Source organism: Cellulosimicrobium sp. GQ32, from assembly GCF_059758455.1.
The window spans coordinates 191,465-215,766 of sequence record NZ_JCAXEP010000004.1; the positions used below are offsets into that span (position 1 = coordinate 191,465).

The 24,302-nt window shown below is 75.1% G+C and carries 20 protein-coding genes; 8 read left to right on the forward strand and 12 right to left on the reverse strand.

Annotation, left to right across the window (positions count from 1 at the left end):
• Positions 1 to 85 precede the first annotated feature (85 nt).
• The 6 genes from AC6CH9_RS08955 to mtrA all read right to left on the reverse strand — a co-directional run bounded on the left by AC6CH9_RS08955 (position 86) and on the right by mtrA (position 7,624).
• The gene (locus AC6CH9_RS08955) at positions 86 to 1,330 is read right to left on the reverse strand and encodes a winged helix-turn-helix domain-containing protein (RefSeq protein ID WP_498154564.1); all 1,245 of its coding nucleotides are present in this window, start codon (positions 1,328 to 1,330) and stop codon (positions 86 to 88) included.
• Positions 1,331 to 1,469: 139 nt separating this feature from the next.
• Positions 1,470 to 2,123 (reverse strand): ribosome hibernation-promoting factor, HPF/YfiA family, encoded by a 654-nt coding sequence (gene hpf / locus AC6CH9_RS08960; protein WP_047232136.1) that lies wholly within the window; start codon positions 2,121 to 2,123, stop codon positions 1,470 to 1,472.
• A gap of 272 nt (positions 2,124 to 2,395) precedes the next feature.
• Entirely contained in the window at positions 2,396 to 3,214 is an 819-nt protein-coding gene (locus AC6CH9_RS08965) for a ComF family protein (protein ID WP_498154565.1), read from the reverse strand.
• 161 nt (positions 3,215 to 3,375) lie between these two features.
• Positions 3,376 to 5,106 carry an LpqB family beta-propeller domain-containing protein gene (locus tag AC6CH9_RS08970; RefSeq protein ID WP_498154566.1) on the reverse strand — a complete coding sequence of 577 codons (1,731 nt, stop codon included), beginning with the start codon at positions 5,104 to 5,106 and terminating at the stop codon, positions 3,376 to 3,378.
• Entirely contained in the window at positions 5,103 to 6,944 is a 1,842-nt protein-coding gene (gene mtrB, locus AC6CH9_RS08975) for an MtrAB system histidine kinase MtrB (protein ID WP_498154567.1), read from the reverse strand. Before mtrB ends, AC6CH9_RS08970 begins: the two co-directional genes overlap by 4 nt.
• Positions 6,941 to 7,624: an MtrAB system response regulator MtrA gene (mtrA, locus tag AC6CH9_RS08980; RefSeq protein ID WP_047232133.1), complete on the reverse strand. Its 684-nt coding sequence runs from the start codon at positions 7,622 to 7,624 to the stop codon at positions 6,941 to 6,943. The genes mtrB and mtrA overlap by 4 nt, the downstream gene beginning before the upstream one ends.
• Positions 7,625 to 7,813: 189 nt before the next feature.
• On the opposite strand from mtrA, the gene AC6CH9_RS08985 reads away from it, so the two are divergent.
• The 7 genes from AC6CH9_RS08985 (at position 7,814) to AC6CH9_RS09015 (ending at position 16,051) form a co-directional block, all read left to right on the forward strand.
• On the forward strand, positions 7,814 to 9,196 hold the full coding sequence (locus AC6CH9_RS08985; RefSeq protein WP_498154568.1) for a glycerophosphoryl diester phosphodiesterase membrane domain-containing protein: 1,383 nt from the start codon (positions 7,814 to 7,816) through the stop codon (positions 9,194 to 9,196).
• Complete coding sequence (locus AC6CH9_RS08990) at positions 9,193 to 9,867, forward strand: DUF4129 domain-containing protein (RefSeq protein ID WP_498154569.1); 675 nt, start codon at positions 9,193 to 9,195, stop codon at positions 9,865 to 9,867. Before AC6CH9_RS08985 ends, AC6CH9_RS08990 begins: the two co-directional genes overlap by 4 nt.
• Positions 9,864 to 11,144 carry a DUF4350 domain-containing protein gene (locus tag AC6CH9_RS08995; RefSeq protein ID WP_498154570.1) on the forward strand — a complete coding sequence of 427 codons (1,281 nt, stop codon included), beginning with the start codon at positions 9,864 to 9,866 and terminating at the stop codon, positions 11,142 to 11,144. Before AC6CH9_RS08990 ends, AC6CH9_RS08995 begins: the two co-directional genes overlap by 4 nt.
• 98 nt (positions 11,145 to 11,242) lie before the next feature.
• On the forward strand, positions 11,243 to 12,331 hold the full coding sequence (locus AC6CH9_RS09000) for an AAA family ATPase (protein ID WP_498154679.1): 1,089 nt from the start codon (positions 11,243 to 11,245) through the stop codon (positions 12,329 to 12,331).
• 10 nt (positions 12,332 to 12,341) lie between these two features.
• The gene (locus tag AC6CH9_RS09005; protein ID WP_498154571.1) at positions 12,342 to 13,634 is read left to right on the forward strand and encodes a DUF58 domain-containing protein; all 1,293 of its coding nucleotides are present in this window, start codon (positions 12,342 to 12,344) and stop codon (positions 13,632 to 13,634) included.
• A gap of 976 nt (positions 13,635 to 14,610) precedes the next feature.
• Positions 14,611 to 14,733, forward strand: a complete 123-nt coding sequence (locus tag AC6CH9_RS09010; protein WP_498154572.1) for a hypothetical protein — start codon at positions 14,611 to 14,613, stop codon at positions 14,731 to 14,733.
• A 7-nt stretch (positions 14,734 to 14,740) separates the two neighbouring features.
• Positions 14,741 to 16,051 carry a winged helix DNA-binding domain-containing protein gene (locus AC6CH9_RS09015; RefSeq protein WP_498154573.1) on the forward strand — a complete coding sequence of 437 codons (1,311 nt, stop codon included), beginning with the start codon at positions 14,741 to 14,743 and terminating at the stop codon, positions 16,049 to 16,051.
• Between the two features lie 54 nt (positions 16,052 to 16,105).
• Here AC6CH9_RS09015 and AC6CH9_RS09020 read toward each other — a convergent pair whose 3' ends face one another.
• On the reverse strand, positions 16,106 to 17,095 hold the full coding sequence (locus AC6CH9_RS09020) for a stage II sporulation protein M (protein WP_498154574.1): 990 nt from the start codon (positions 17,093 to 17,095) through the stop codon (positions 16,106 to 16,108).
• Positions 17,096 to 17,233: 138 nt separating this feature from the next.
• Between AC6CH9_RS09020 and AC6CH9_RS09025 the strand changes: the two genes are divergently transcribed.
• Positions 17,234 to 18,052, forward strand: a complete 819-nt coding sequence (locus tag AC6CH9_RS09025; RefSeq protein ID WP_498154575.1) for an RDD family protein — start codon at positions 17,234 to 17,236, stop codon at positions 18,050 to 18,052.
• Here the strand turns inward: AC6CH9_RS09025 and AC6CH9_RS09030 are convergent.
• The 5 genes from AC6CH9_RS09030 to ahcY all read right to left on the reverse strand — a co-directional run bounded on the left by AC6CH9_RS09030 (position 18,025) and on the right by ahcY (position 24,173).
• Positions 18,025 to 19,233 (reverse strand): acyltransferase family protein, encoded by a 1,209-nt coding sequence (locus AC6CH9_RS09030; RefSeq protein ID WP_498154576.1) that lies wholly within the window; start codon positions 19,231 to 19,233, stop codon positions 18,025 to 18,027. The two genes, AC6CH9_RS09025 and AC6CH9_RS09030, sit on opposite strands and share 28 nt — an antisense overlap.
• A 335-nt stretch (positions 19,234 to 19,568) precedes the next feature.
• Positions 19,569 to 20,228, reverse strand: coding sequence for a response regulator transcription factor (locus AC6CH9_RS09035; protein WP_498154577.1), 660 nt, complete (start codon positions 20,226 to 20,228; stop codon positions 19,569 to 19,571).
• A gap of 115 nt (positions 20,229 to 20,343) precedes the next feature.
• Positions 20,344 to 21,864, reverse strand: coding sequence for a sensor histidine kinase (locus tag AC6CH9_RS09040; RefSeq protein ID WP_498154578.1), 1,521 nt, complete (start codon positions 21,862 to 21,864; stop codon positions 20,344 to 20,346).
• A 93-nt stretch (positions 21,865 to 21,957) separates the two neighbouring features.
• Entirely contained in the window at positions 21,958 to 22,575 is a 618-nt protein-coding gene (locus tag AC6CH9_RS09045; protein ID WP_498154579.1) for a hypothetical protein, read from the reverse strand.
• Positions 22,576 to 22,610: 35 nt separating this feature from the next.
• Positions 22,611 to 24,173, reverse strand: a complete 1,563-nt coding sequence (gene ahcY, locus AC6CH9_RS09050) for an adenosylhomocysteinase (protein WP_498154580.1) — start codon at positions 24,171 to 24,173, stop codon at positions 22,611 to 22,613.
• Positions 24,174 to 24,302 lie beyond the last annotated feature (129 nt).

Sequence of the window (24,302 nt, forward strand, 5' to 3'; positions counted from 1 at the left end):
AACCTCGCCGGCGAGACCCCGCGCCAGGGTACGACGACGGTGAGCTCTCCGGCGGTCGCGCCCACCGCCGGGGAGGGGCGCTCCGTCAGACGGCCGCCACCTCGGCGGCCAGGGCCGGGGCCAGGTCGCCCGAGGGCTCGACCTCGACGTCGGGCACGCCGAGCCACCCGCCCAGCACCCGGAGCTCTGCCGCGAGCCGCGCCGCCGTCTGCTCCCCCGCCGCCTGCTCGCGGTGCGCCGAGAGCACCCGCAGCACGCCCGCCCGCCGGTCGGCCTTGAGATCGACCCGTGCCGTGAGCTGCTCACCCTCCAAGAACGGCAGGACGTAGTAGCCGTGCACACGCTTCGGTGCCGGCACGTAGATCTCGATCCGGTAGTGCACGTCGAACAGCCGCTCGAGCCGCGTGCGCTCGAACACGAGCGGGTCGAACGGGTTGAGCAGCGTCGTCGCCGTCGCACGACGCGGGAGCGCGGCGTCGGCGTGCAGGTAGGTGGGTTCGTCCCAGCCGCGCACCGTCACCGGCCGCAAGGTGCCGGCCTCGACGAGCTCGTCGAACGCCGTGCGCACCGCAGGGCCGCGGAGCCGGAAGTAGTCCTTGAAGCAGCGCAGCGTCCCGACCCCGTGCGCCCGCGCGCCGATCTCGAGGAGAGCACGGACGGCGTCGGCGTCCGCGACGGGCGGCGCCGCGAGGACCTCCGGCGGCAGCACGCGTTCGGTGAGGTCGTAGCAGCGCTCGAACGCGCCGTTGCGGCGCGCGGACGTGATCTCCCCCGTGAAGAACAGGAACTCGAGCGCGCGCTTGGCGACGGTCCAGTTCCAGCCCCACTGGGACCGGTCCCGCGGGTGCGCCCGACCCTCCGCCTCCAGGATCTCGTGCACCTCGCTCGCCGTGATGGGGCCCCGCTCGGTGACGAGGCGCCGCACGTCCTCGACCGCCTCCGAGTGGCTCATCTCGACGGCGCTGATGGTCCCCCACGCCTCGGTCCGGTACCGACGGCGACGCCACTCGAGCAGCGGCCACGTGCTCGGCGGCACGTACGAGGCGACGTGGGCCCACGTCTCCACGAGCCGGCGCGGCGCCCGGCCCGCAGCGCGGTCGAGCAGCGTCGTGTCGTACGGGCCGAGCCGCGCGTACAGCGGCATGAGGTGCGCCCGCGCGAGCACGTTCACCGAGTCGATCTGGAGCAGCCCGAGGCGGTCGATCACCCCCTGGACCTGCCGCATCGTCGGCGCCCGCCCGGCAGCCCCGGCGCCCCCGCCGTCGTAGGGGCGCGGGCGGTGCAGCCCCTGCGCCGCGAGCGCGACACGGCGCGCCTGGGAGAGGGACATCGACTCGGACCTCGACGGCGTGACGACCACCCTCCGATCCTGCCCCGTCCCACCCACACGCCCGCCCGTGCCGAGTCGGCAGGGTCCGGACAGCACGACGCGCCCGGACCCGAGGAGGGGCCGGGCGCGTCGGTGCGGGTCAGGCGGTCTTCTCGACCGCGGCGTCGGCGCAGTCGCAGGACGTGTCGAGGGCGACGACACCGTAGGTCCAGCCGCGGCGCCGGTAGGCGACGGACGGGCGCGAGGTCTCGACGTCGACGAAGAGGAAGAAGTCGTGGCCGACCATCTCCATCTCGTACAGCGCGTCGTCCACGGTCATGGGTTCCGCGGAGTGCAGCTTCTGCCGGATGACGACGGGCGAGTCGCCGAGGGTGGTCTCGACGGCCTCCCCGGGCTCGCTGGGCGCGGTCGGCGCCGGCGGCGGGGGTGCGGCGTGCGTGGCCGGGTCGTAGGGACGCACGTCGACGGGCGGCACGACGGTGTGGTTGCGGTGGTCCTTGCGACGGTCGCGGGCACGGCGCAGGCGCTCGGCGAGCTTGTCCATCGCGAGGTCGAGGGCGCCGAACCGGTCGTCGGCCGCTGCTTCGGCACGGACGACGGGCCCCTTGGCGCGCACGGTCAGCTCGACGCGTTCGCGGACCCCGGAGAGCCTCGGGTTGTTCTCGTGGGTGACCTCGACGTCCACGCGCTGCGCCGTGGGCGCGAGCTGCTGGACCTTGGCGAGCTTGTCCTCCACGTGCCGGCGGAAGCGGTCTGCCACTTCCGTGTGCCTGCCGACGACGACGATCTCCATGTGAGCCTCCGCGAGGATCTTGTGCGGCGCCCGGCTCGGTGCGTCCGAGCGCCTCGTTCGGATTCGGTAGGGGCACCCGTTCCGGGTGCGGTGGGCTACCACCTCCTTGCGGCGCGAGGCCGCGCGCTCGGTACGCTCGCGCGGCGCCGGACGTGCCCTGCACCTCCGTCGTCCGCGGCGACTGGCCCTCAGAGTAACCCGCGCTCCGGGGTGTCGGCAGCACCAACGGGAGGTGAACCGGAGGACCTTCGGCCCGGCCGTCGGACGGTGCGTCACGGCGCCTCTGAAACGGCCCCGCGGACGGCCTCGCGACGCTGCGAGGGCGCGGGGGTCGCCGCGAGGACGACGGCCCCCAGCACGGGCAGGCCGACGCGCGCGAGGGCGGCCTCGCTGGCGGCGAGGGTCGCTCCGGTGGTGAGGACGTCGTCGACGAGGAGGCACGGGAGCCGGTCGCGCACGGCCTCGTGCACCCGACGACGCGTCACCGGCCCGGTCGCGACCCCGACGGCGCCGAGGCGTGCGCCGCGCGCCCGGGAGCCCAGCCCGACCTGGTCGCGCGCACGCCCGCGCTGGACGAGAAGGGACGCGACCCGCGCCGGTGCCCCCGAGGCGCTCAGGCCCGCCGCGACACCGCGCGCGAGCACGACGACGGGGTCGCGGCCGCGGGCGCGCCGCGCCGCGGCGGACGTCGGCGCGGGAACGACCAGGACCGCCCGGGGCGGCACTCCGGGACGCGCTCGCGTCAGCGGCGTCGCGACGGGTCGCACGCCCGTGCCGAGGAGCCCGGCCAGCGCGGTGCCCGCGCGACGTGCGACGACGGCGAGCGGGCGGTCGAGGTCGGCCCGACCGCGGTCCTTCCACGCGACGACCACACCCCGTACCGGCCCCGCGTAGTGCGCGGGCGCCCACACCGGCAGGGGCGCGACGCCGTCGAGCCGGTCGAGACGTGGGGCCGCCTGCTCCCGGCGCCGCAGCGGGGCGTCCAGGGGCGCGAGGCAGTCGGCGCACCAGCGGACGTCGGGGCGGTCGCAGCCCGGGCAGGCGACCGGCAGCACGAGGCGCGTGACGTCGTCGAGGGCACGCAGGAGCACCGGACCAGCCTGCCCGCTCAGGGCTTCGCGTGCGGGGCACGTCGCGAGACCTGTGGACGACGGCGCCGCGCGGGCGCGTCCCCGACCCGGTCGCCGGTCCTGTGGTCCACCCCGCACGCGCGACTGGCCGCCCCCAGGACGGCGCGACGTCGCCTCCGTGGTCAGCCCGGGAAGGTGGGCAGGCGCACCTCGGTCGCGACCCTGGTCCAGAGCGTCGAGGTGCCCGCGGCGTAGAGGCTGCTGTCGCTCGTCCCGACGAGAGTCGTCGAGACGCCCGTCGCCGACGCGAGCGACACCGCGTCCTCGACCGGCGACGAGGGCACCGTGGGCCCGCCGACGGGGACGCGCTGCACCACGGGCTCGGCCGTCCCCGCCGTCCTGCCGAGGACGCCCAGGAGCGCGCGGTCGACCCACGTGACCTGGGTGGCCGCCAGCACGGGCTGGCCCACCCGGACCGGCTCGGAGAGCTGGGTGGGACGACCTGCCTCGTCGCGGACGATGCCGGCGACGTGGATCTGCGCGCCGCTCCCCGCGTCGCTCACGACGGCGACCCGCGCGCCGTCGGGAGCGATCCGCACCGACATGATCGTGCGCCCCTCGAGCCAGGCCGCCGCGACAGGGGTCACGGCGTCGTCCTTACCCGCCTCCCGGAGGTTCACGACCTGCAAGGACCCTGCCTGGACCTGCGGACCGCTCCACAGGTACTGGTAACGGTCGATCGACGGCGCAAGGAGGTTCGACCCGGTGAGGAGCGTGATCGGCCCGGCCTCCGCGGTGGGCGCCGTGACGATGCGGCTCCCCCCGTCGCGGACGACGAACGCGGCGTCGGAGGAGCGCCCCCGGAACGCGAGGGCCGTGGGCTGGAGGCCGGAGAGCGGCGCGGCGGACGCGACCGGCTCGGTCGTGCGGCCCTGGAGCCTCATGATCTGGTCGCCGGCCAGGACGACGGGGTCGTCGGGAGTCGTGGCGACGCCGATCGTCGGGACCTCGTCCGCCGAGAGCACGGAACCGCCCACGCCGATGGTGATCTCCACCCGTCCCCCGAGCGAGGCCTGGAGCTGGGCCCGCAGGAGCGCGCGGTCGGCGGACGACGCCTCCGTCACGGGCTCGTTGAGCGGCACCGTGACGACGCCTTCCTCCTGCGGGACGGAGTCGATGCTCAGCGCGGTGCCCTCCGGGGCGACGGTCGCCACGGACCCTGCGAGCCACTCCGACGGCCCGCGCAAGGTCTCCCTGACCGCGAGCGCCTGCCAGTTGCGGCTGGGGAACCAGCGCGCGTCGGGCACGAGGTACTCGCGGTCGAGGGTCGGGAAGTAGAGGTTGACCTGCTTGTACGTCCGCGCGAAGTTCGTCTCGGTGATCGTCAGCCCGTCGTCGACCGTGCCGATGCGCCACTGGTCGTCGTCGTCGCGCACGAGCCCGTAGGAGATCTCGATGGTCTGCCCGGGGACCTCCTCGGTGTAGACCCCGTGCTCGTCCACGGTGCCGACGACCTCCGCACTCGTGCGGACCGTCGTCGTCCCGTCCTCGAGCGTCGACTCCTCCACGACGAGCTCGGGCTCGCCCGCCAGGATCGCGACCTGCGCGAGGGGGGACCACTCCTCCTGGACCTCCGGCGTGAGGAACTCCTTGGCCTTGTCGAACGAGCTGCGGGCGCCCTGGGCCTGCGCGGCGAGGAAGCCCTGGACGATCTGGGCCGGCGACGCGTCGAGCCGCGGGGCCGCGGCGCTGACGAACGGCTGGCCCGGGTCCTCCGGGGTGGCCTGCCCCTCGGTGACGGGCCCGGAGGTCGGGATCGAGGCGCACGCGCCGAGCGCCGCGACGAACGCCGCCGCGAGCCCTGCGGCGAGCGCGCGCACGGTCCGACGCCGCAGCGTCCCGGTCGTGGTCATCGCGCCTCCTGCACGTCGTCGGGGGTCAGGCGCTCCGGGTGCTCCTCGGCCCGGGGCTCGGCACGTCGACCGGGGTGCGCGTCGGGGTCGCGGGGCAGGACGACGGGGATCCCGCCCGTGACGGACGGCAGGTCAGCGGGTCCTGCGGTCCCCTCGACGTCCTCGACGACGGGGGTCGTGGCGCTCCACTCGGCGGGGAGCCCTCGGCCGACCGCCGCCTCCGACACGAGCGGCAGCGGCGACGACTGGAGCCGGATACCCGCGCGCCGCGGGAGCGTGAGCCGGAAGCTCGCGCCTCGCCCCGGGCGGCCCCAGGCCTCGAGCCAGCCGCCGTGCAGGTGGGCGTCCTCGAGCGAGATCGCGAGGCCGAGGCCGGTGCCGCCGGTCGTGCGGGCACGGGCGGGGTCCGCGCGCCAGAAGCGGTCGAACACATGCTGGACCTCGTCCGGGGTCATCCCGACGCCGTGGTCGCGCACCGCGACCGCGACGGCGTGCCCGTCGCCCTCGACCGTGATCTCCACGGGCCGCTCCTCGGCGTGCTCGATCGCGTTGACGACCAGGTTGCGCACGATGCGCTCGACGCGCCGCGGGTCGATGTCGGCCGTGACGGGCTCGTCGCCGAGGTGGACCGACAGCCACACGCCCTTGCGCTCGGCGAGCGGGGCGGCGTGGTCGACGGCGGCGTTGACGACGTCGCGCAGGTCGCGGCGCTCGGCGTCGAGGACCGCGGCCCCCGCGTCGAACCGGCTGATCTCGAGCAGGTCCGCGAGGAGGTCCTCGAACCGGTCGAGCTGCGTCTGTAGCAGCTCGGTCGAGCGCTTCGAGACGGGGTCGAAATCCTCGCGCGAGGAGTGCAGCACCTCGGACGCCATGCGGATCGTCGTGAGCGGCGTGCGCAGCTCGTGCGAGACGTCGGAGACGAACCGGCGCTGGAGCATCGACAGCTCCTCCATGCGCCCGATCTGCTCCTGGAGGCTCTGCGCCATCTCGTTGAAGGAGTGCGCGAGCGAGGCCATCTCGTCGTGGCCCTTGACCGGGAGCCGTTCGTCGAGGCGTCCGTCGGCGAGCCGCTCCGCGACGGTCGCCGCCTGCCGCACCGGCCGAACGGCCTGGCGTGTGACGAGCGCGGTGATGCCGACGAGCAGAGCGAGCAGCACGAGCGCGCCGACGAGCAGGACCGACTGGAGGAAGCGCAGCGTCTTCTGGTCCTCCTGGAGGTCGTAGAGGTAGTAGAGCTCCCACGTCCCGGCGACGGGCACCTCGACCGTCGAGCCGACGACGATGCCCGGCACGACCGGCGAGTCCGGGTCCGCCGGGTCGACCGGGATCCCGACGGACTGGAGGTATTGCTCGCCGTCGGCGGCGACCGTCGCCGCGCGCATCTCGGGCGTGACGAGGTCGGCGAGCTGGTCGTTCGTCGACAGGTCGAGGAACCCGACGGTGCTCGACCCCCCGGCCTGCCACAGGAAGACGTCGCGTGACGATCCCGTGGTCTGGAGCATCGAGAACAGGTCGAACAGCAGCGACTGCGCCTCCGTCGCGTTCGCGGCGGGCGACGCGTCGAGCGTGCTGCGCGCCTGCTGCGTCGACTGCGCGCTCTCCAGGTCGACCTCGGCCGCGCGCCGCTCGTAGAGCCCGTCGCGCATCGCGTCGGTGAGGTACGCGCCGAGCGCGCCGACCGTGAGGACCCCCACGACGAGCGCGGACGTCACGACGCGCAGCTGCATCGACGAGCGCCAGCGCCACACGACGCGGCGGACCGTGGCACGCGCGCGTCGTCGGACCCGGCGCCAGAGCCCCCGCCAGCGCCCGTCGGTGGTGCCGGCCGTCGCGCTCACGTGCGGGTCGCGCCCGCCTTGTACCCGACGCCGCGGACGGTCAGCACGATCTCCGGGTTCTCGGGGTCGTGCTCGATCTTCGAGCGCAGACGCTGGACGTGGACGTTGACGAGGCGCGTGTCCGCGGCGTGCCGGTAGCCCCACACCTTCTCGAGGAGGACCTCGCGCGTGAAGACCTGCCACGGCTTGCGCGCGAGCGCGACGAGGAGGTCGAACTCGAGCGGCGTGAGCGCGACCTGCTCGCCCCCGCGGGAGACGCGGTGGCCCGTCACGTCGATCTCGACGTCGCCGATGGACAGGTGCTCCGGGGCCGGCTCCTCCGTGCGGCGCAGGCGCGCCCGGATGCGGGCGACGAGCTCCTTGGGCTTGAACGGCTTGGAGATGTAGTCGTCCGCGCCCGACTCGAGCCCGAGCACGACGTCGACCGTGTCGCTCTTCGCGGTGAGCATGATGACGGGCACGCCCGACTCGGCGCGGATGAGGCGGCACACCTCGGTGCCGTCCTTGCCCGGGAGCATGAGGTCGAGGAGCACGAGGTCCGGCTGGGTGCTGCGGAACGTCTCGAGCGCGAGGTCGCCGTCCGCGCAGAACACGGGTTCGAAGCCCTCGGAGCGCAGGACGATGCCGATCATCTCGGCCAGGGCGGTGTCGTCGTCGACCACGAGCACACGAACCTTCATGCGGACATCTTGCCATCGACGCGACTCACCTCGGCGCGGGCCCGGTGCCGCGGCGCGGGTGAACCCGCCGCACCGTGCGGCGCGGCACGCCGGGCAGGGGCGCGTACTAGGGTGGCCTCGCCGCCGTTGCCGATCCTCGCCCGGCGGCCTGGAACGACGCCCGAGCCGACCGCGGGGGACCACGAGCACATGAGCACACCCGACACCTCCGGCACGCCGGACGGTGCCACGCCGGACCCGACGGCGGCACCCGGCCCGACGACGCCCGCGGGCACCGGCGGCGACTCCGGAGGCTGGGGAGCCCCTGCGTACGGCGCCCCCGGCTACGGTGCGCCGGGCAGCGCCGCCCCGCAGCCGCCCCAGCCCCAGGCACAGCCCCAGTACGGCCAGTACGCCCCCGGGTACGAACCTGGACAGGTCCCGACGGCGGACCAGCCGCCCGCGCCCGCCGCACCCGGCGGGTGGGGGCAGCCGTCGTACGGGCAGCCGCAGTACGGGCAGTCCGCACCGCAGGCTCCCGGTGGCTACGGCCAGCCGGGCTACGGCCAGGGCCAGTACGGCCAGGGGCAGTACGGCCAGCAGCAGTACGGCGCCCCGGGCTACGGCCCGCCCTCCGGGTTCGCGGGCGCGCCCTACGTGCCGCCCGCCGCGAAGCCGGGGATCGTCCCGCTGCGGCCGCTGTCGCTCGGCGAGATCTTCGACGGAGCCTTCGGGGCGATCCGCCACAATCCTCGGGTCATGCTCGGCATGAGCTCCCTCGTGGTCGTCGTGGCGACGATCCTCGGTGCCCTGCTCGGATGGGCCTTCTCCGGGTACGTGGCGGACTTCTTCCTGGGCATGTCCTCCGACTCCGGGCTCGGGGGCATGGAGAACGAGTTCGCGGTCATGTACGCGAACCTCTACGGCACGGCGCTCACCACCGGCCTCGCGACCCCGATCGTCAGCGGCCTCCTCACGGTGTCGATCGGGCAGTCGGTCATCGGACGCAAGGTGTCGGTCGGGGAGGTCTGGTCGCAGGTCGGGCGCCGGGCGTGGTTCCTCATCGGTTTCTCGCTCCTGTACAGCCTCGGCTGGGTCGTCCTGGTCGTGCTCGCCGTCCTGCTCGTCGCCGCCGGGTTCGCCGTCACGACCTGGCTCGGGGTCACGCTCCTCATCGTCGCCCTTCCCGGCCTGGCCGTCCTCGGCGCGTGGCTGTGGATCCGGACCGTCCTCGTCCCGCCCGCGCTCGCCCTCGAGGGCCAGCCCTTCTGGGCCACGGTGAAGCGCTCGTGGCTGCTGTCCCGCGGCAGCTACTGGCGGCTCTTCGGCATCCTCCTGCTCGCCTACATCGCGATGGGCTTCGTCGCGCAGATCCTCGTCTCGCCGTTCAGCCTCATCGGCGGGGTGCTCATCGGCGTCGGTCAGGGCTTCGCCGGGAACGTCCTCGTCACGCTGGGCGTCGCCGTCTCCACGATCGCGACCGCCCTGTTCCTCGGGAGCGTCGTGGCGCTCCTCTACATCGACGTGCGCATGCGGCGCGAGGGCCTGGACGTCGAGCTCGCCACCGCGGCGAACGCGCAGCCGCCGGCATGACGCTGCGGTCGCTCGCGGCCGACGTGCCCGTGCAGCCGGACGCCGACGAGGCGCGCCGGTGGCTCGTCGAGGAGCTCGCGAAGCCGGAGTACCGCACCGAACCGTCGCTCCTGCAGCGCTTCCTCGAGTGGCTCCAGGGACTCTTCGACGGTGCGCCCGTGCTCGACCTCGGCGGACCGCTCACGGCGGTGCTCGTCGTGGTGGTCGTCGCCGTCGTCGCCGGGATCGCTTACTGGGTCGCGGGTCCGGTGCGACTGTCGCGACGGGCGACGACGTCCGCCGTCGTGCACGACGACGACGCGCGGACCGCCGCCGAGATGCGTGCGGCGGCCGACGCCGCGGCGTCCCGCGCGGACTGGGCGACCGCCGCGCTCGAGCGCTTCCGCGCCGTCGTCCGCTCGCTCGAGGAGCGGGCCGTCCTCGACGCCCGTCCCGGGCGCACGGCCTGGGAGGCCGCCGAGGCGGCGGGCGAGCGCGTACCCGACGTCGCCGACGGCCTCGAGCGCGGCGCGCACCTGTTCGACGACGTCGCGTACGGCAAGGTGTCCGTCGGTCCCGAGGCGGACGCGTTCCTGCGTGCGCTCGACGAGCGCACGCTCGCGACGCGCCCCGTGCTGCGCTCGGAGCTCGCGACCGCGGGTGCCACCGCCCCCGGGGGTGAGGAGTCGTGAGCACGACCGCGCCCCACCCGCCGGGAACCCCGCCGCCCGTCTCCCCGACCGGCGCGCCGACGGCCGACGGTCCGCGGGCCGTCACGACCGCGCACGTGCCCGTCGTGGGCGACGGCACCACGGCGGGCTCGCGCGCCCGCAGCCGGTGGCGTCGCGCGCGCTGGCCGGTGGCCGTGGTCGTCGCCCTCCTCGCGCTCGCCGGCCTGTCGGCGATCGCGCGGCCGACGACGTCGTCCATCCCCCTCGCCCCGGACAACCCCGGGCCCGCCGGCGCCCGGGCCGTCGCAGAGGTCCTGCGCGACCGAGGCGTCGAGGTCACCTACGTGACCACGGTCGCTGACGCGGTCGCGGCGTCCGCGGACGGCGGCACCCTGCTCGTCGCGCAGGGCGACTTCCTGCTCGACGAGCAGGTCGAGGCGCTCGTGGGCACGCCCACCGATCTCGTCCTCGTGGCCCCGCCCGACTTCCTGCTCTCCCCCGCGACGGACGGCAGCGCGGAGCTCGCCTACGACTGGGGCTCGGGGACGTCCGCGCGCTCCCCCCGCTGCGACGACCCTGCTGCGCAGGCCGCGGGCGCGCTGCGCTCGGACGGCGTCGGCTTCCTCGCCGTCGACCGGACGGCCGTCCTGTGCTTCCCCTCCCCTGACGACCCCGCCATCGGTGCCTACCTCGTGCACGAGACCGACGAGCGGACCGTGCGGGCCGTGGACACGACGGCCGTGCTGCGCAACGACGCGGTCACCGAGGACGGGAACGCCGCGCTCGCCCTGTGGATGCTCGGCGCGGACGACCGCCTGGTGTGGCTCGTGCCGGACCCGTTCGACACGTCCCTCGGCGGCGGCGAGGACGCGCAGACCCCCGCGCTGTCGCTGCCGCCCTGGTTCGGCGTCGTCGCGCTCCAGGTCCTCGTCGTCGTGCTCGTCGTCGCGCTGTGGCGCGGACGGCGGCTCGGCCCGCTCGTCACCGAGGACCTTCCGGTCGTCGTGCGTGCCGCCGAGACCACGCGCGGCCGCGGCCGCCTCTACCGGCGGGCCGGTGCCCGAGGGCACGCCGCCGCCGGGCTCCGCGCGAGCGCCGCGGACCGGCTCGCGAGCCGGCTCGGACTCCCGCGCTCCGCCGACGCACCTGCCCTCGTCGACGCCGTCGCCCGCGCGACGGGCCGCCCGGCCGAGCAGGTCGCCCAGCTCCTGTACGGACCACCACCCGCCGACGACGCGGCGCTGCTCGAGCTCGCGCGTCACCTTGACCGGATCGAGAGCGAGGTCTACCACTCGTGACGCACCACCCCGACGGCTCCCTGCCGCAGCCTGACCGCTACACGCCGCCACCGCGCCCGGACCAGCCGGCTCCCCAGGACCCGGGCGTCGCGGACCGCGTGAGCGCGGCCGCCGGAGTCCCCGGGCACGAGCCCGGACCGCACGGCCCCGGCGCCCCGGCGCCGGGCTACGCCGCCGCGCCCCCGGCCGGCTACGGCCAGCCGGGCGCATCCGTGCACGACGCGCCGCCCGCGCCGTCGCCCGAGCTGCGCCAGGCCCTGGCCGCCGTCCGCACCGAGGTCGGCAAGGCCGTCGTCGGGCAGGACGGGGCCGTGACGAGCCTGCTCATCGCGCTGCTGTGCAAGGGCCACGTGCTGCTGGAAGGCGTGCCCGGCGTCGCCAAGACGCTGCTCGTGCGCACGCTCGCCGCGTCGCTCGACCTCGGCACCAAGCGCGTGCAGTTCACGCCCGACCTCATGCCCGGCGACGTGACCGGCTCGCTCGTGTACGACGCACGGACCGCCGAGTTCTCCTTCCGGGAGGGCCCGGTCTTCACGAACCTCCTGCTCGCGGACGAGATCAACCGCACGCCCCCCAAGACGCAGGCCTCGCTCCTCGAGGCGATGGAGGAGCGCCAGGTGTCGGTGGACGGGACCCCGCGCCCGCTGCCCGACCCGTTCCTCGTCATCGCGACCCAGAACCCCGTCGAGTACGAGGGCACGTACCCGCTGCCGGAGGCCCAGCTCGACCGCTTCCTGCTCAAGGTCGTGCTGCCCCTGCCCGAGCGCGAGCAGGAGGTCGAGGTGCTCGCGCGGCACGCCGCCGGGTTCAACCCCCGCGACCTCGCGGGTGCGGGAGTGCGTGCCGTGGCCGGTCGCGACGTGCTCGACCGGGCGCGCGCCGAGGTCGCGCGCGTGCAGGTCGCGCGCGAGGTCCTCGGCTACGCGGTCGACGTGTGCCGCGCGACGCGCCACTCCCCCTCGCTGTCGCTCGGCGTCTCCCCGCGCGGCGCCACCGCGCTCCTCGCGACGGCGCGCGCGTGGGCCTGGCTGTCCGGTCGCTCCTACGTGACGCCCGACGACGTCAAGGCGCTCGCGCACCCGACGCTGCGCCACCGCGTGCAGCTCCGGCCCGAGGCCGAGCTCGAGGGCGTGACCGCCGAGAGCGTGCTCGACACCGTGCTCGCGTCCGTCCCCGTCCCCCGCTGAGGCGCCGCTCGTGGCCCTGACGTGGCGCGCCGTCGTGCTGACGGCGCTCGGGATCGTCCCCGTGCTGCTGTTCCCCGTGCCGGGGACGGTGCTCGTGTGGACGCTGCTCGTCGTCGCGCTCTGCGCGCTCGACGCGTCGCTCGCCGCGTCCCCGCGGCGCGTCGCGGTCGAGCGCCGCGTCCCGGGCTCCGTCCGGCTCACCGACACGACGACGTCGCGCCTCACGCTCACCAACCTCGCACCGCGGCGGCTGCGCGCGCTCGTCCGGGACGCGTGGCCGCCGTCGGCCGGGACCCAGGTCAACCGGCACCCGGTCGACCTGCCGCCCGGCGAGGCGACGCGCGTCACCACCGTCCTCGTGCCGACACGGCGCGGGGAGCGCGTCGCCGACCGGGTCACGATCCGCTCGTTCGGCCCGCTGCGCCTCGCCGCGCGCCAGGCCTCGATCACCGTGCCCGGCCGGCTGCGCGTGCTCCCCGAGTTCGCGTCCCGCCGCCACCTGCCGAGCCGGCTCGCGCGCCTGCGCGAGATGGACGGTCGCGCCGCGGTCCAGGTGCGCGGCGAGGGCACCGAGTTCGACTCGTTGCGCGAGTACGTCCTCGGTGACGACGTCCGCTCGATCGACTGGCGCGCGTCCGCCCGCGGTCGGGACATGGTCGTGCGCACGTGGCGTCCGGAGCGCGACCGGCGCGTGCTCATCGTCGTGGACACGTCGCGCACGTCCGCGACCCGCGTCGGCGACGAGCCGCGCCTCGACGCGAGCATCGAGGCCGCGCTGCTGCTCGCCGCGCTCGCCGGGCGCGCGGGCGACCGCGTCGAGCTCGTCGCGTACGACCGCACCGTGCGCTCGCGCGTCGCCGGGGCCGCCGGCCCGCGCCTCATGCCCGCCATGGCCGACGCGCTCGCCCCCCTCGAGCCCGCGCTGCTCGAGACCGACTGGCCGGGTCTCGTCGGTGCCGTCCACGAGCGTCTGTCCCAGCGCGCGCTCGTCGTGCTCCTGTCCACCCTCGACGCCGCCGCGGTCGAGACCGGGCTGCTCCCCGTCGTCGGGCAGCTCACGGCCAAGCACCAGGTCGTGCTCGCGGCCGCCGGCGACCCGGAGGTGGTCGCCCTGCGCGACGACCGCACCGGCACCGCCGAGGTCTACGACGCCGCCGCCGCGGCACGTGGGGAGATCGAGCGCGCCGCCGTGACGACCGTCCTGCGCCAGCGCGGCGTCGAGGTCGTCGACGCCCTCCCCGACGACCTCGCCCCCCGCCTCGCCGACACCTACCTCGCCCTCAAGGCGGCCGGCCGCCTCTGACTCCATTGCCGAGGTAGAACGGCGAGCGCGCGAGGTAGAGCCGTGGTCGCGCGAGGTAGAGCCGTGGTCGCGCGAGGTAGAGCCGTGGTTCCGCGAGGTAGAGCCGTGGTCGCGCGAGGTAGAGCCGTGGTCGCGCGAGGTAGAGCCCTGGTCTGCCGAGGTAGAGCCGTGGTTCTCGTGCTGGACGGCGCGTGGTTGCGTCGGGGTGGGTGGTGGTGCCGCGTCGACCATCCGCGCCGCTCGTTCCTCGCGTCGCTCGCGCGTTCTCGGTCGGGATCGTCCTGCGTTCGCCGGCTCACTCCGGACGATCCCTCGTTCCAGGCCCGCCACGACGCGGCACCACCACCCACCCCGCCCGACGTCGTCTCACCCTGGTCGTTGCTCACCTCGGGCGACCGCCCGCGGGGTGGGGCTCGGCGCGCGCCGCGCGGCCGGCCATGCCGCGCGACCGGCCGGGTCGCCGCACCGCCGCGCCGGGACAGTCGCCGGTCGCGGCGCCGTCACGTCGAGCAGGTGGTTCGGGCGCGTCTGGCGCGCGGGACGAGCCAACCTCGCCTGCTCGACCCACCAGGACTGCCTGGTCGAGCTCGTGCCGAGTCGACACGGGCGTACCCGCCTCGGTGGGGAGCCCGATGGTCGCGAGTGGGCGATCGACGTCCCCGGGCGAGACGATCGCCGAGCGGTGGGGGTGGGCTCGGATGCGAAGGGGCGTCAGAGCGGCGCTCCTCGAACCCGCGGCCGAGGGACCAGGGCGACGGCGCCGCAGCCCCGAGCACCGAGGCCACCCGCGCCGCAGACCCGACCACGCGGGCCTGCGACCCGACCAGGGCTCTACCTCGCCAGACCACGGCTCTACCTCGCGGGACCACGGTTCTACCTCGCGGGACCACGGTTCTACCTCGGCAGAGGAGGCCGCTGGTGTCAGGGCCGAGAGGTAGGGTCGTGCGGGTATTTCCACCGACCTCAGGAGAACCCCGTGGCCTGGCAGCCGACCGATCCCCGGCAGCGCGCACGGCGCAACCGTCGCGTCGCGATGATCGTCGTGGCGGCGCTCCTCGCGACGTTCCTCGTCCCCGCGCTCGCGATCGTGCTGTCCTGACCCGCCGATGGGCGACGGGCGGTACGGGCCGCGGCTGAGCCACGACGATCTCAACCGCGCGCTGCTCGCGCGCCAGCACCTCGACGCCCCGCGCGAGGCGTCGGTGCTGGACGAGGTACGGCACCTCGTCGGGCTCCAGTCGCAGGTGCCCTCGTCGCCCTACCCGGCGCTCTGGTCGCGGCTCGCTGCGTTCGCGCCCGACGACCTGGGCTCGCTCCTCATCGACCGCGAGGTCGTGCGCGTGGGCGCGCTGCGGGGCACGGTGCACCTGGTCGCCGCGGACGACGCGCTGAGGCTCACCGCGCTGGTGCGGCCGACGCTCGCCGCGTACCTGCGGGCGAAGAACCAGCACGGCGCGGCTCTCGCGGACGTGGACCTCGACGACCTCGAGGGGGTCGCGCGCGACCTGCTCGACGAGCCGCTCACCTCGGTCGAGCTCGGCAGGCGGCTCGGGGAGCGGTGGCCCGACGTCGACCCCAAGCACCTCGCGTACGGGGCGCGCTGCCTGCTGCCTCTGGTCCAGGTGCCACCGCGCGGGCTCTGGGGAGCGAGCGGGCCGGGTACCACGACGACGTGGACGACGGCGCAGGCCTGGCTGGGCCGGTCCGACCCGGTCCTCGACGCGGTCGCGCACGACGCGGACCCCGACGCCGTCCTCGCGACCCGCGTCGGGCTCGTGCGGCGCTACCTGGCCGCGTTCGGCCCGGCCTCCGTGGTCGACGCGCAGCGGTGGGCGGGCCTGACCCGGCTCAAGGCCGCGTTCGACGTGCTGCGTCCCGAGCTCGTGACGTTCACCGGCCCGGACGGCAAGGAGCTCGTCGACCTCCCCGACGCGCTCCGCCCGCCCGGCGACGCGCCCGTGCCGACGGTCCTCGCGGGCGACTTCGACAACCTCGTCCTCGCGCACGACGACCGGACGCGGGTCCTCGGCGACGTGCCGGTCAAGAACGTCGTGAGCATCAACGGCCAGGTCGCGGCGACGGTGCTCGTCGACGGACGCGTGGCCGGGGCGTGGACGGCGCGCCCGACGGCCACGACCACCCCGTCCGCCCCCGCGCGGGCGACGACCGGGGCGGCGTCGCCCGACGAGACTGCGGACGTCGTCGTGCACGTCGAGGTGCGCCCGCTGCGCGGCCCGGCGGGTGACGTGGCCGGACGCGGCACGGCTGCGGACGGGACGAGCGACGCCGGTGACCGCCGATCGCCCGCGGACCGGCTCCGCGAGCCCGGCGTGCGCGACGCGGTCGTCGCGCGCGCCGAGGACTGGGTCCGGTGCGCGTGGCCCGGCGCGCGGGCGCGCGTCGTCGTGCACGACTGACCGAACCCCACGAGCACCGAGCAGAGAGCCGGAGCCCGGGAGCGAGAAGAACCGTCAGGCCGCCACCGGGGCGACGTCGCCCGCATGGTCGGCCGTGAGGTCGCCCGTCTCGCCGGCTGCCACGGCACGACGGCCGAGCACGATCGTGTAGACCCAGAACCCGGCGAGCGCGATCGCGCCGATGACGATCTTGAGCCACCAGGGCATGGTCGACCCCGTGACGAAGCCCTCGATGACGCCGGAGACCGCGAGCGCGATGACGAGCCCGATCGCGACCGTGACGAGCGCGCGGCCCTCCTGGGCGAGGGCGCGCGAGCGTGGCAAGGGACCCGGGTCGATCCAGGCCCAGAAGATGCGGAGACCAGCGGCGCCGGCCACGAAGATCGACATGAGCTCGAGCAGACCGTGCGGCGCGATGAGCTGGAGGAACAGCCCGAGCTCGCCGTGCGCGGCCATCATGCCTCCGGTCGCTCCGACCATGAGGGCGTTCTGGAAGAGGACCCAGACGGGGAAGACACCCGTGATCCCGAGACCGACGCAGATGAGCGCGATCCTCGCGTTGTTCGTCCACACGACGGCGGCGAAGTCCACGCCAGGGTCGTAGTACGAGGCGAACGCGTCGTTCACGTACTCCTTCTGGGAGCTCGGCGTGCCCATCGACGCGAGCCCCTCGGGGGTCGTCGCGACCCAGATCCCGGCGACGAGCGCCACGACGAGGCACGCGGCCGTCACACCGACCGACCACCACCGGATCCGGTAGAGGGCCGCCGGCAGGGACACGGTGAGGAACCGCACGACGTCACGCCAGGCGGGCTCGTGCGCCCCGGCGATGCGCGTCCGGGCCTTGCCCAGGAGGACCGAGAGTCGCGAGATGAGCACAGGGTCCGGCGCGACGGACCGGACGGTCGACAGGTGCGTCGCGACGGCCTGGTACAGCCGGACCAGCTCGTCCGACTCGGCACCGTCGAGGGCGCGCCGCGAGGTGAGCGCTTCGAGGCGGTCCCACTCCGCGCGGTGCACGTCGGTGAAGGCGTCGATGTCCATCAGCCGGGCACCACCGGGGAGCGTGCCGCACGGAGAGCGTCGAGGTCCACGACCGATACCCTGCCACACGAGGCGTGCCACACCGGTACACCGAACGACGGCGGGTGCTGGACCCGTGACGACGAGAGCGAGGCGGACGTGCGCGACGGCATCCTGATCGGCGAGGGCGTCGTCCTCGACGCTCGGCCCGCGTCGTTCGCGACGCGCGGCCTCGCGCTCTTCCTCGACATGCTGGTCCTGCTCGTGCTCGTCCTCGCGTCGCTCTTCGCGTTCGCCTGGTCGCTCGGCTCGCTCGAGCTCGACATGGCGACGGCGATCGTCATCGCGTTCTCGGTCCTCGTCATGGTCGTGATCCCGACGACCGTCGAGACGCTCTCGCGCGGCCGCTCGCTCGGCAAGCTGGCGCTGGGCATCCGGGTCGTGCGCGACGACGGCGGCCCGGTCCGCTTCCGGCACGCGTTCCTGCGCGCGCTGGTCGGCATCGGCGAGATCTGGCTGACGCTCGGCTCGGTCGCGCTCGTCGCGTCGCTGACGAACGACAAGGGCAAGCGCCTCGGCGACATGGCGGCGGGGACGTACGCGATCCGGGTGCGGGGCGGGCGGCCGACGCTCGCGCCGCTCGTCATGCCGCCGTACCTCGCCGCGTGGGCGTCCCACGCCGACATGCGCCGCCTGCCCGACGGCCTCGCGCTCGCCGCGCGACAGTTCCTGGCGCGTGCGAACAAGCTCCACCCGGCGTCGCGGGCCCGGCTGGGCCAGGATCTCGCGGGACAGGTCGAGCGGTACGTGGCGCCCGGCCCGCCGCCCGGCACGCACCCGGAGACGTTCCTCCTGGCGGTGCTCGCCGAGCGGCGCGACCGGGACTGGGCGACGGCGCAGCGCGCGCAGGTGATCGCCGGGGAGCAGGCCGACCTGCTGCACCGGCTTCCCTACTCGATCCCCGACCCCACGCGCTGACGCCGCGTCGCGCGCCGCACGGGACGCGCGTCCTCGAACCGGCCGACGGCGCCGGAGATGCCCAGGAGCACGAGCGCGAAGGCGCCGAACCAGATCGGGCGGCTCGCCCACCAGTCGGCGCTGCCCGGCGCCGGGAGCTGCTGGCCGAGCACCACGAGCACCGTCCCGACGACGACGATCATCGCCGTGAGGTGCCACAGGTAGACCGTCATGGACCGCCGTGCGAGGCCCGCGACGACGGCCCAGCCGCGCCCGTCCGCCCAGCTCACGAGCGGACCCCGAGCGGCGAGCGCGAGGGCGACGAGCGCGACCGCGTGCAGGACGACCGGCGCCGTCGGCGGGCCGAGGTTCGACATCGCGTCCCCCGGCATGCCGATGAGCGAGACCGGGTACGGACCGACGACGACGAGCAGGGCCGCGAGCGCCGCCGCCGCGAGCCCGGTCCCGACGAGCACGAGCGGCCGCGGGAGGACGGCGACGGGCACCACGCGTCCTCGCCGCACGACCCGCGTCCCCGAGCGCGCGTCGGCGTACAGGAGCCCGATCGCGTAGGGGACGGCCCAGACGAGCACGACGTCGACGAGCGCGAGGCGCTCCAGCCCGGCGCCGAACCGCAGCGCCTCGACGGCGAGCGGTGCGGCGACGAGCGCGGCGACGGTCCACCAGCCCGCGGCGCGCAGCGCGCGGCGCAGGAGCGGCGTGAGCACGACGAGGCCGAGGTACACCGCGAGGAACCAGAGGAGCTGGGGTGCGAGCGTCGCGAGCGAGCGCACGGCGTCACCGGGCAGCCCGACGGCGAGCAGCACCCCGATCGCGACGACCCACGCTCCGACGAACACCCCGACGGGCCGCAGCAGCCGGGGCACGCGTCGACCGGCGAGCCGTGCCCCGGCCGCGAGGTCGGCGAGGACGCTCGGGCGGGCCACCACCCGCCCGGCACCCGCCGTCACGGGCGAGCGACCGCCGTCGGGCCCGCGCCGCAGCCCGTACGCGGCCGAGGCGCCGGCGGCGAAGAACAGGAGCGCGAGCACCTGGAGCACCCAGGTGACGGTCCAGCCCGCGCCGTGCGCGAGGGCGTTGCCGATGCGCAGGTGCTCGCCGTCCCACGTCGCGTCCGCCATGAGCCAGTGCACCGTGAGGACGCTGAGCGTCGCGAGGGCCCGCACGGCGTCGACGAACACGTCGCGCCGCGGGCGGCGGGGATCGTCCGGGGCGCTGAGGCGGACCGGCGCCGGACCGGGCGTCCGCGCGATGCCCGACGACGGTCGGTCCCGGTGGGGCCCTGCGCCGCCGGGGGGCGACGGCCGGGCGGGGACGGGTCGCGCGCGGGACGGCGCACGGGTCGGGGACGGCGGCGGCGACAGGACGGCCACGGGATGCTCCAAGGTCGGCGTGCCCGGGAGGATCCCCGGTGCTCACCAGTCTCGAAACATCCCGTTCGTCCCGGTACGGGATGGTCCCCCGACCCGGTCGCGGCGAGCCACCTGGTCCGACGGGGGTTGTCCCCCGCCCCCGCTCAGACCTTGAGGTAGCGCAGCACGGCGAGCACGCGGCGGTGGTCGCCCGCGTCCTGGGGCAGGCCGAGCTTGCCGAAGATCGACGTGACGTTCTTCTCGACCGCGCCGTAGGAGAGGAACAGCGCCTCCGCGATGGCGGAGTTCGACCGCCCCTGCGCCATGAGCTCCAAGACCTCGGTCTCGCGCGGCGTGAGGCGCGCCAGCCCGTCGTCGGACCGCGAGGCGCCCATGAGCTGGCTCACGACCTCGGGGTCGAGCACGGTCTGCCCGGCCGCGATGCGCGTGAGCGCGTCGACGAACTCGCCGACGTCCGCGACGCGGTCCTTGAGCAGGTACCCGACTCCCTGCGCTCCCCCGATGAGCAGCTCGCTCGCGAACCGCGTCTCGACGTACTGCGAGAACAGGAGCACGCCCAGACCGGGGTGCGCCGCGCGCAGCGCGAGGGCCGCGCGCAGGCCCTCGTCGGTGAACGTCGGGGGCATCCGGATGTCGACGACCGCGACGTCGGGCAGGGCGTCCTCGGCCGCGAGCCGGGCGACCCGCGCGACGAGCTCGTCGCCGTCCGCGACCGCGGCCACGACCTCGTGGCCACGGCGCGTGACGAGCGCGACGAGCCCGTCGCGCAGGATGGCGGAGTCCTCGGCGATGACGAGCCGCATGGTGTCCTTCCGGTCGGGCGGGCCGTGCGACGGCCCCGGCAGGCGGGATGCCCCGGGGACATCGTGCCCGACGCCGTGCGCGCGCCCGGGCAGGACACGGTCGCCCGTGCGCACGTCAGACCCGCACGGGGAGGAGGACCGTGACGACCGTCGGGCCGCCGACCGGGCTCGTGAGCTCGAACGTGCCGTCCACGGAGCGCACGCGCTCCGCGAGGCCCGCGAGGCCGGACCGCTGGCCGTCGGACCCGGGCTGCACGACGCGGGCACCGCCCTGGCCGTCGTCGCGCACCCGCAGGCGCAGCCGCGCGCCGCGGCCGCTCCCCTGCCGCTCGACGAGCACGTACACCCCCGTCGCGCGCGCGTGCTTGACCGCGTTCGTCACGAGCTCCGCGACGCAGAAGTACGCGATCGACTCCACGGCCGGCGCGAGCCGTCCCGACGCCTCGACGGCGGGGTCGACGTCGACCGTGACCGGGAGCGGCGAGCGCGCCGCGAGCGTCTCCAGCGCGACGGCGAGCCCGTTGTCGAGCGCGGGCGGGTGGATGCCGCGCGCGAGCTCGCGGAGCTCGACGAGCGCCTCCTTGGTCGACGAGTGCGCGAGGTCGACGAGCTCGAGCGCCTCGTCCGGGTCGCCGCCCGCCGCGAGCTGCTCCTTGGCCTCCCCGAGCTGCATCGCGACGGCGACGAGGCGTGCTTGCGTGCCGTCGTGCAGGTCGCGCTCGATGCGCCGCAGCTTCGCGTCGGCGTCCTCGACGGTACGGCCGCGCGACTCCTCGAGATCGGCGACGCGCAGGCTCGAGAGGGTCGGGCCGAGCAGCGCGACGGTGAGCGCGCGGAAGAGCTGCGCGAAGCCCCGCGTGATCTGCGCCCAGAGCCAGAGGAAGAGCAGGCCGACGACGACGAGGCCGAGCTGCCGCACCGGGGTGTCGACGAACCAGTCCGCCCCGAACGACGCACCGCGGTGCCACGACCCGTCGCTCGCCTGCTGGAGGGGGAGCCAGCGCGACCAGATCCAGTGCGTCGTCCCTCCCAGCCCCACGGCGAGGAACACGGTGCTCACGACGAACGACACGATCGCGAGGGGGAAGGTGACGAGGAGGAAGAGCACGGCCCGCCAGCCGGTCCCGTCGCCGATGCCGCTCCACAGCGTGCTCCAGAACCCGCGCCGCCGCACGTACGGCGCAGGGGCGGCGACGTCGATGCCGAGCGTCGAGCGCGCCAGGGACCGGTACATCGAGCCCCAGCCCCGCCCGCCGACCACGACCCAGCCGGCGACGACGAGGCCGATGACCGGCACCAGCATCGCCACGAGGAAGACCACCGCGAACAGCCCGTAGGTGAACGCGAACGGCGCGAGGAGGATCGCGAGCCACAGGTATCCGTACGCGCGCCACGTCTGCCGGTGGAACGGCGCGCTCGCGAACGCCACCCGCTCGCGGTGGTCGACGTACCGCGGGTCGGGCTGCGTGCCGGCGAACGTCGTCGGGTCCGCCACCGTCGCGGCCGTCGCGGCGACGTCCCGCGCGGGTGCGGTCGGCGCCGGCAGGGGGCCCTGCGCCGGCCCCGAGGTCGGGGTGCCCGACGTCGGGTCGCCCGCGGGCACGACGCTCGGCTGGTCAGGGGTCACGGCAGTCATGGTGCCAGTCTGGGCGAGCCGTGGTCACGGCGACAGGGTGGCCTCCGCCGCGCCGGGGTGGGGACAACCCCCGTGCCACCCGGCGCGGCCGGGTCAGTGCAGGAGGTACTTGACGGCGATGACCACGCCCGCGAACGCGGCGGCGAGCAGGGTCTCCCCGACGAGGCGGCTGCCCCGGGCGCCCGCCCGGTAGGCGGCGAGGAAGCCGACGACGCCGAGGAGGATCACGGTGAACCACACCGCGACCAGTGCCGCGTTCTCCACGTCGAGCCCGAACGCGGAGGCGAGCAGGTAGACCAGGATCCCGGGGACCGCACCGAGCAGCACCCCGACGTTGACCCGGAGAGCCGTGAGGGTGCGGTCCCACAGGGAGTGCCCGCTGTCGTGGAAGCGCCCGCTGACCGCGTCCACGTAGCAGTGCGCGAGCCAGTACCCGACGGCGACGAGGGCCGTCGCGACGACCACCCGGTCCCCCGTCGGGGCGTGCACGCTCGACACCGCCATGACGAACCCTGCGACGATCGCGCCGTAGAGCAGGTCGTGCGGGGGTTCGCGCTCCCACCGGTCACCCACCCGGTGCCACAGCGGCCGGACGCCCGGCGGCGGCCCCTCCGGCTCGCCGTCGACCGGCGGACCGGCCTGTCCCGCCGTGCCGCCGCCCGCAGCGGGCGAGGGCGCGCCGGAGCGACGCTCGTCGGGCGACAGGTCCATGCGGCCTCCTCGTGGCGCGAGCGGGTGGTCGGCGCTCAGTAGCGGTAGTGCTCGGGCTTGTACGGGCCCTCGACCGGGACGCCGAGGTAGTCGGCCTGGGACGGCGAGAGCTCGGTGAGCCGCACGCCGAGCGCGTCGAGGTGCAGGCGGGCCACCTTCTCGTCGAGCACCTTGGGCAGACGGTAGACCTGGCGCGCGTACGAGCGCTCGCGGCCCTCCTGCTCGGCGCCGGTCGCGTCCTGGAACAGCTCGATCTGGCCGATCACCTGGTTGGAGAACGAGTTGCTCATGACGAACGACGGGTGGCCGGTCGCGTTGCCGAGGTTGAGCAGGCGCCCCTCCGACAGCACGACGATCGAGCGGCCCGCGGGCTGCCCGCCCGGACCGGGCTCGGCGAACGTCCACTCGTGGACCTGCGCCTTGATCTCGGTGCGGGAGACGCCCGGCACCTCGGCGAGGCCCGCCATGTCGATCTCGTTGTCGAAGTGGCCGATGTTCCCGACGACGGCCTTGTCCTTCATCGCGACGAGGTGCTCGGCGCGGATCACGTCCTTGTTGCCCGTGGTCGTGATGAAGAAGTCCGCCTCGCCGAGCACGTCCTCGATCCGGGCGACCTGGTAGCCGTCCATCGCGGCCTGGAGCGCGCAGATCGGGTCGATCTCGGACACGATCACGCGCGCGCCCTGGCCGCGGAACGCCTCGGCCGCACCCTTGCCGACGTCGCCGTACCCCGCGACGAACGCGACCTTGCCGCCCATGAGGACGTCGGTCGCGCGGTTGATGCCGTCGGGCAGGGAGTGGCGGATGCCGTACTTGTTGTCGAACTTCGACTTGGTGACCGAGTCGTTGACGTTGATCGCCGGGAAGAGCAGCTCGCCCGCCTCGGCGAGCTGGTAGAGGCGGTGCACGCCCGTCGTCGTCTCCTCGGTGACGCCCTGGATCGCCTGGGCGATCGTCGTCCAGCGCAGCGGGTCGGCCTCGAGCGCGCGGCGCAGCACGGCGCGCACGACGTTCATCTCGTGCGTGTGGTCCGGCTCGCCCGGCAGCGTGTCCGGCGGGACGACGCCCGCGCGCTCGTACTGCAGGCCGAGGTGCACGAGCATCGTCGCGTCGCCGCCGTCGTCGAGGATGAGGTTCGGCGACTCGTCGCCCGGCCACACGAGGATCTGCTCGGTGCAGTCCCAGTACTCCTCGAGGCTCTCGCCCTTCCACGCGAAGACGGGCACGCCCTGCGGGTCCTCGGGCGTGCCGTGGGGCCCGACGACGACGGCGGCCGCTGCCTCGTCCTGCGTGGAGAAGATGTTGCAGCTCGCCCAACGGACCTGCGCCCCGAGCGCGACGAGCGTCTCGATGAGGACCGCGGTCTGCACCGTCATGTGGAGCGACCCGGCGATCCGCGCGCCGGCGAGCGGCTGCGACTCCCCGTACTCGGCGCGCAGCGCCATGAGGCCGGGCATCTCGTGCTCGGCGAGGCGGAGCTGGTGGCGGCCCGCCTCGGCGAGGGACAGGTCGCGGACCTTGTAGCGACCGGGGACCTCGTCGAAGCCGGGGGTTGCACCCGGGGTGCCGGTCGTCGGGGCTGGCGCTGTGGTGGACATGGTTCTCCTGTGCGTTCTCGGTGCCGGTAGGGCCGGTGGTACCGGCCGGTCCGGTGGTCGGCCGGTGGCTGCGCTGGGGGCTCCCGTCCGCGCCGGACGGGACCGCGGCCCGCCCGGTCCCAGCCTACC

What these genes read in the sequence shown, in the direction of transcription:
- AC6CH9_RS09035 (WP_498154577.1), bottom strand. Translation starts at nt 20,228, where the DNA reads ATGCGGCTCGTCATCGCCGAGGACTCCGCCATCCTGCGCGACGGGCTC.
- AC6CH9_RS08955 (WP_498154564.1), bottom strand. Translation starts at nt 1,330, where the DNA reads ATGTCCCTCTCCCAGGCGCGCCGTGTCGCGCTCGCGGCGCAGGGGCTG.
- AC6CH9_RS09040 (WP_498154578.1), bottom strand. Translation starts at nt 21,864, where the DNA reads ATGACTGCCGTGACCCCTGACCAGCCGAGCGTCGTGCCCGCGGGCGAC.
- AC6CH9_RS09015 (WP_498154573.1), top strand. Translation starts at nt 14,741, where the DNA reads ATGGGCGACGGGCGGTACGGGCCGCGGCTGAGCCACGACGATCTCAAC.
- AC6CH9_RS08985 (WP_498154568.1), top strand. Translation starts at nt 7,814, where the DNA reads ATGAGCACACCCGACACCTCCGGCACGCCGGACGGTGCCACGCCGGAC.
- AC6CH9_RS08970 (WP_498154566.1), bottom strand. Translation starts at nt 5,106, where the DNA reads ATGACCACGACCGGGACGCTGCGGCGTCGGACCGTGCGCGCGCTCGCC.
- AC6CH9_RS08990 (WP_498154569.1), top strand. Translation starts at nt 9,193, where the DNA reads ATGACGCTGCGGTCGCTCGCGGCCGACGTGCCCGTGCAGCCGGACGCC.
- hpf (WP_047232136.1), bottom strand. Translation starts at nt 2,123, where the DNA reads ATGGAGATCGTCGTCGTCGGCAGGCACACGGAAGTGGCAGACCGCTTC.
- AC6CH9_RS09020 (WP_498154574.1), bottom strand. Translation starts at nt 17,095, where the DNA reads ATGGACATCGACGCCTTCACCGACGTGCACCGCGCGGAGTGGGACCGC.
- ahcY (WP_498154580.1), bottom strand. Translation starts at nt 24,173, where the DNA reads ATGTCCACCACAGCGCCAGCCCCGACGACCGGCACCCCGGGTGCAACC.
- AC6CH9_RS09045 (WP_498154579.1), bottom strand. Translation starts at nt 22,575, where the DNA reads ATGGACCTGTCGCCCGACGAGCGTCGCTCCGGCGCGCCCTCGCCCGCT.
- mtrA (WP_047232133.1), bottom strand. Translation starts at nt 7,624, where the DNA reads ATGAAGGTTCGTGTGCTCGTGGTCGACGACGACACCGCCCTGGCCGAG.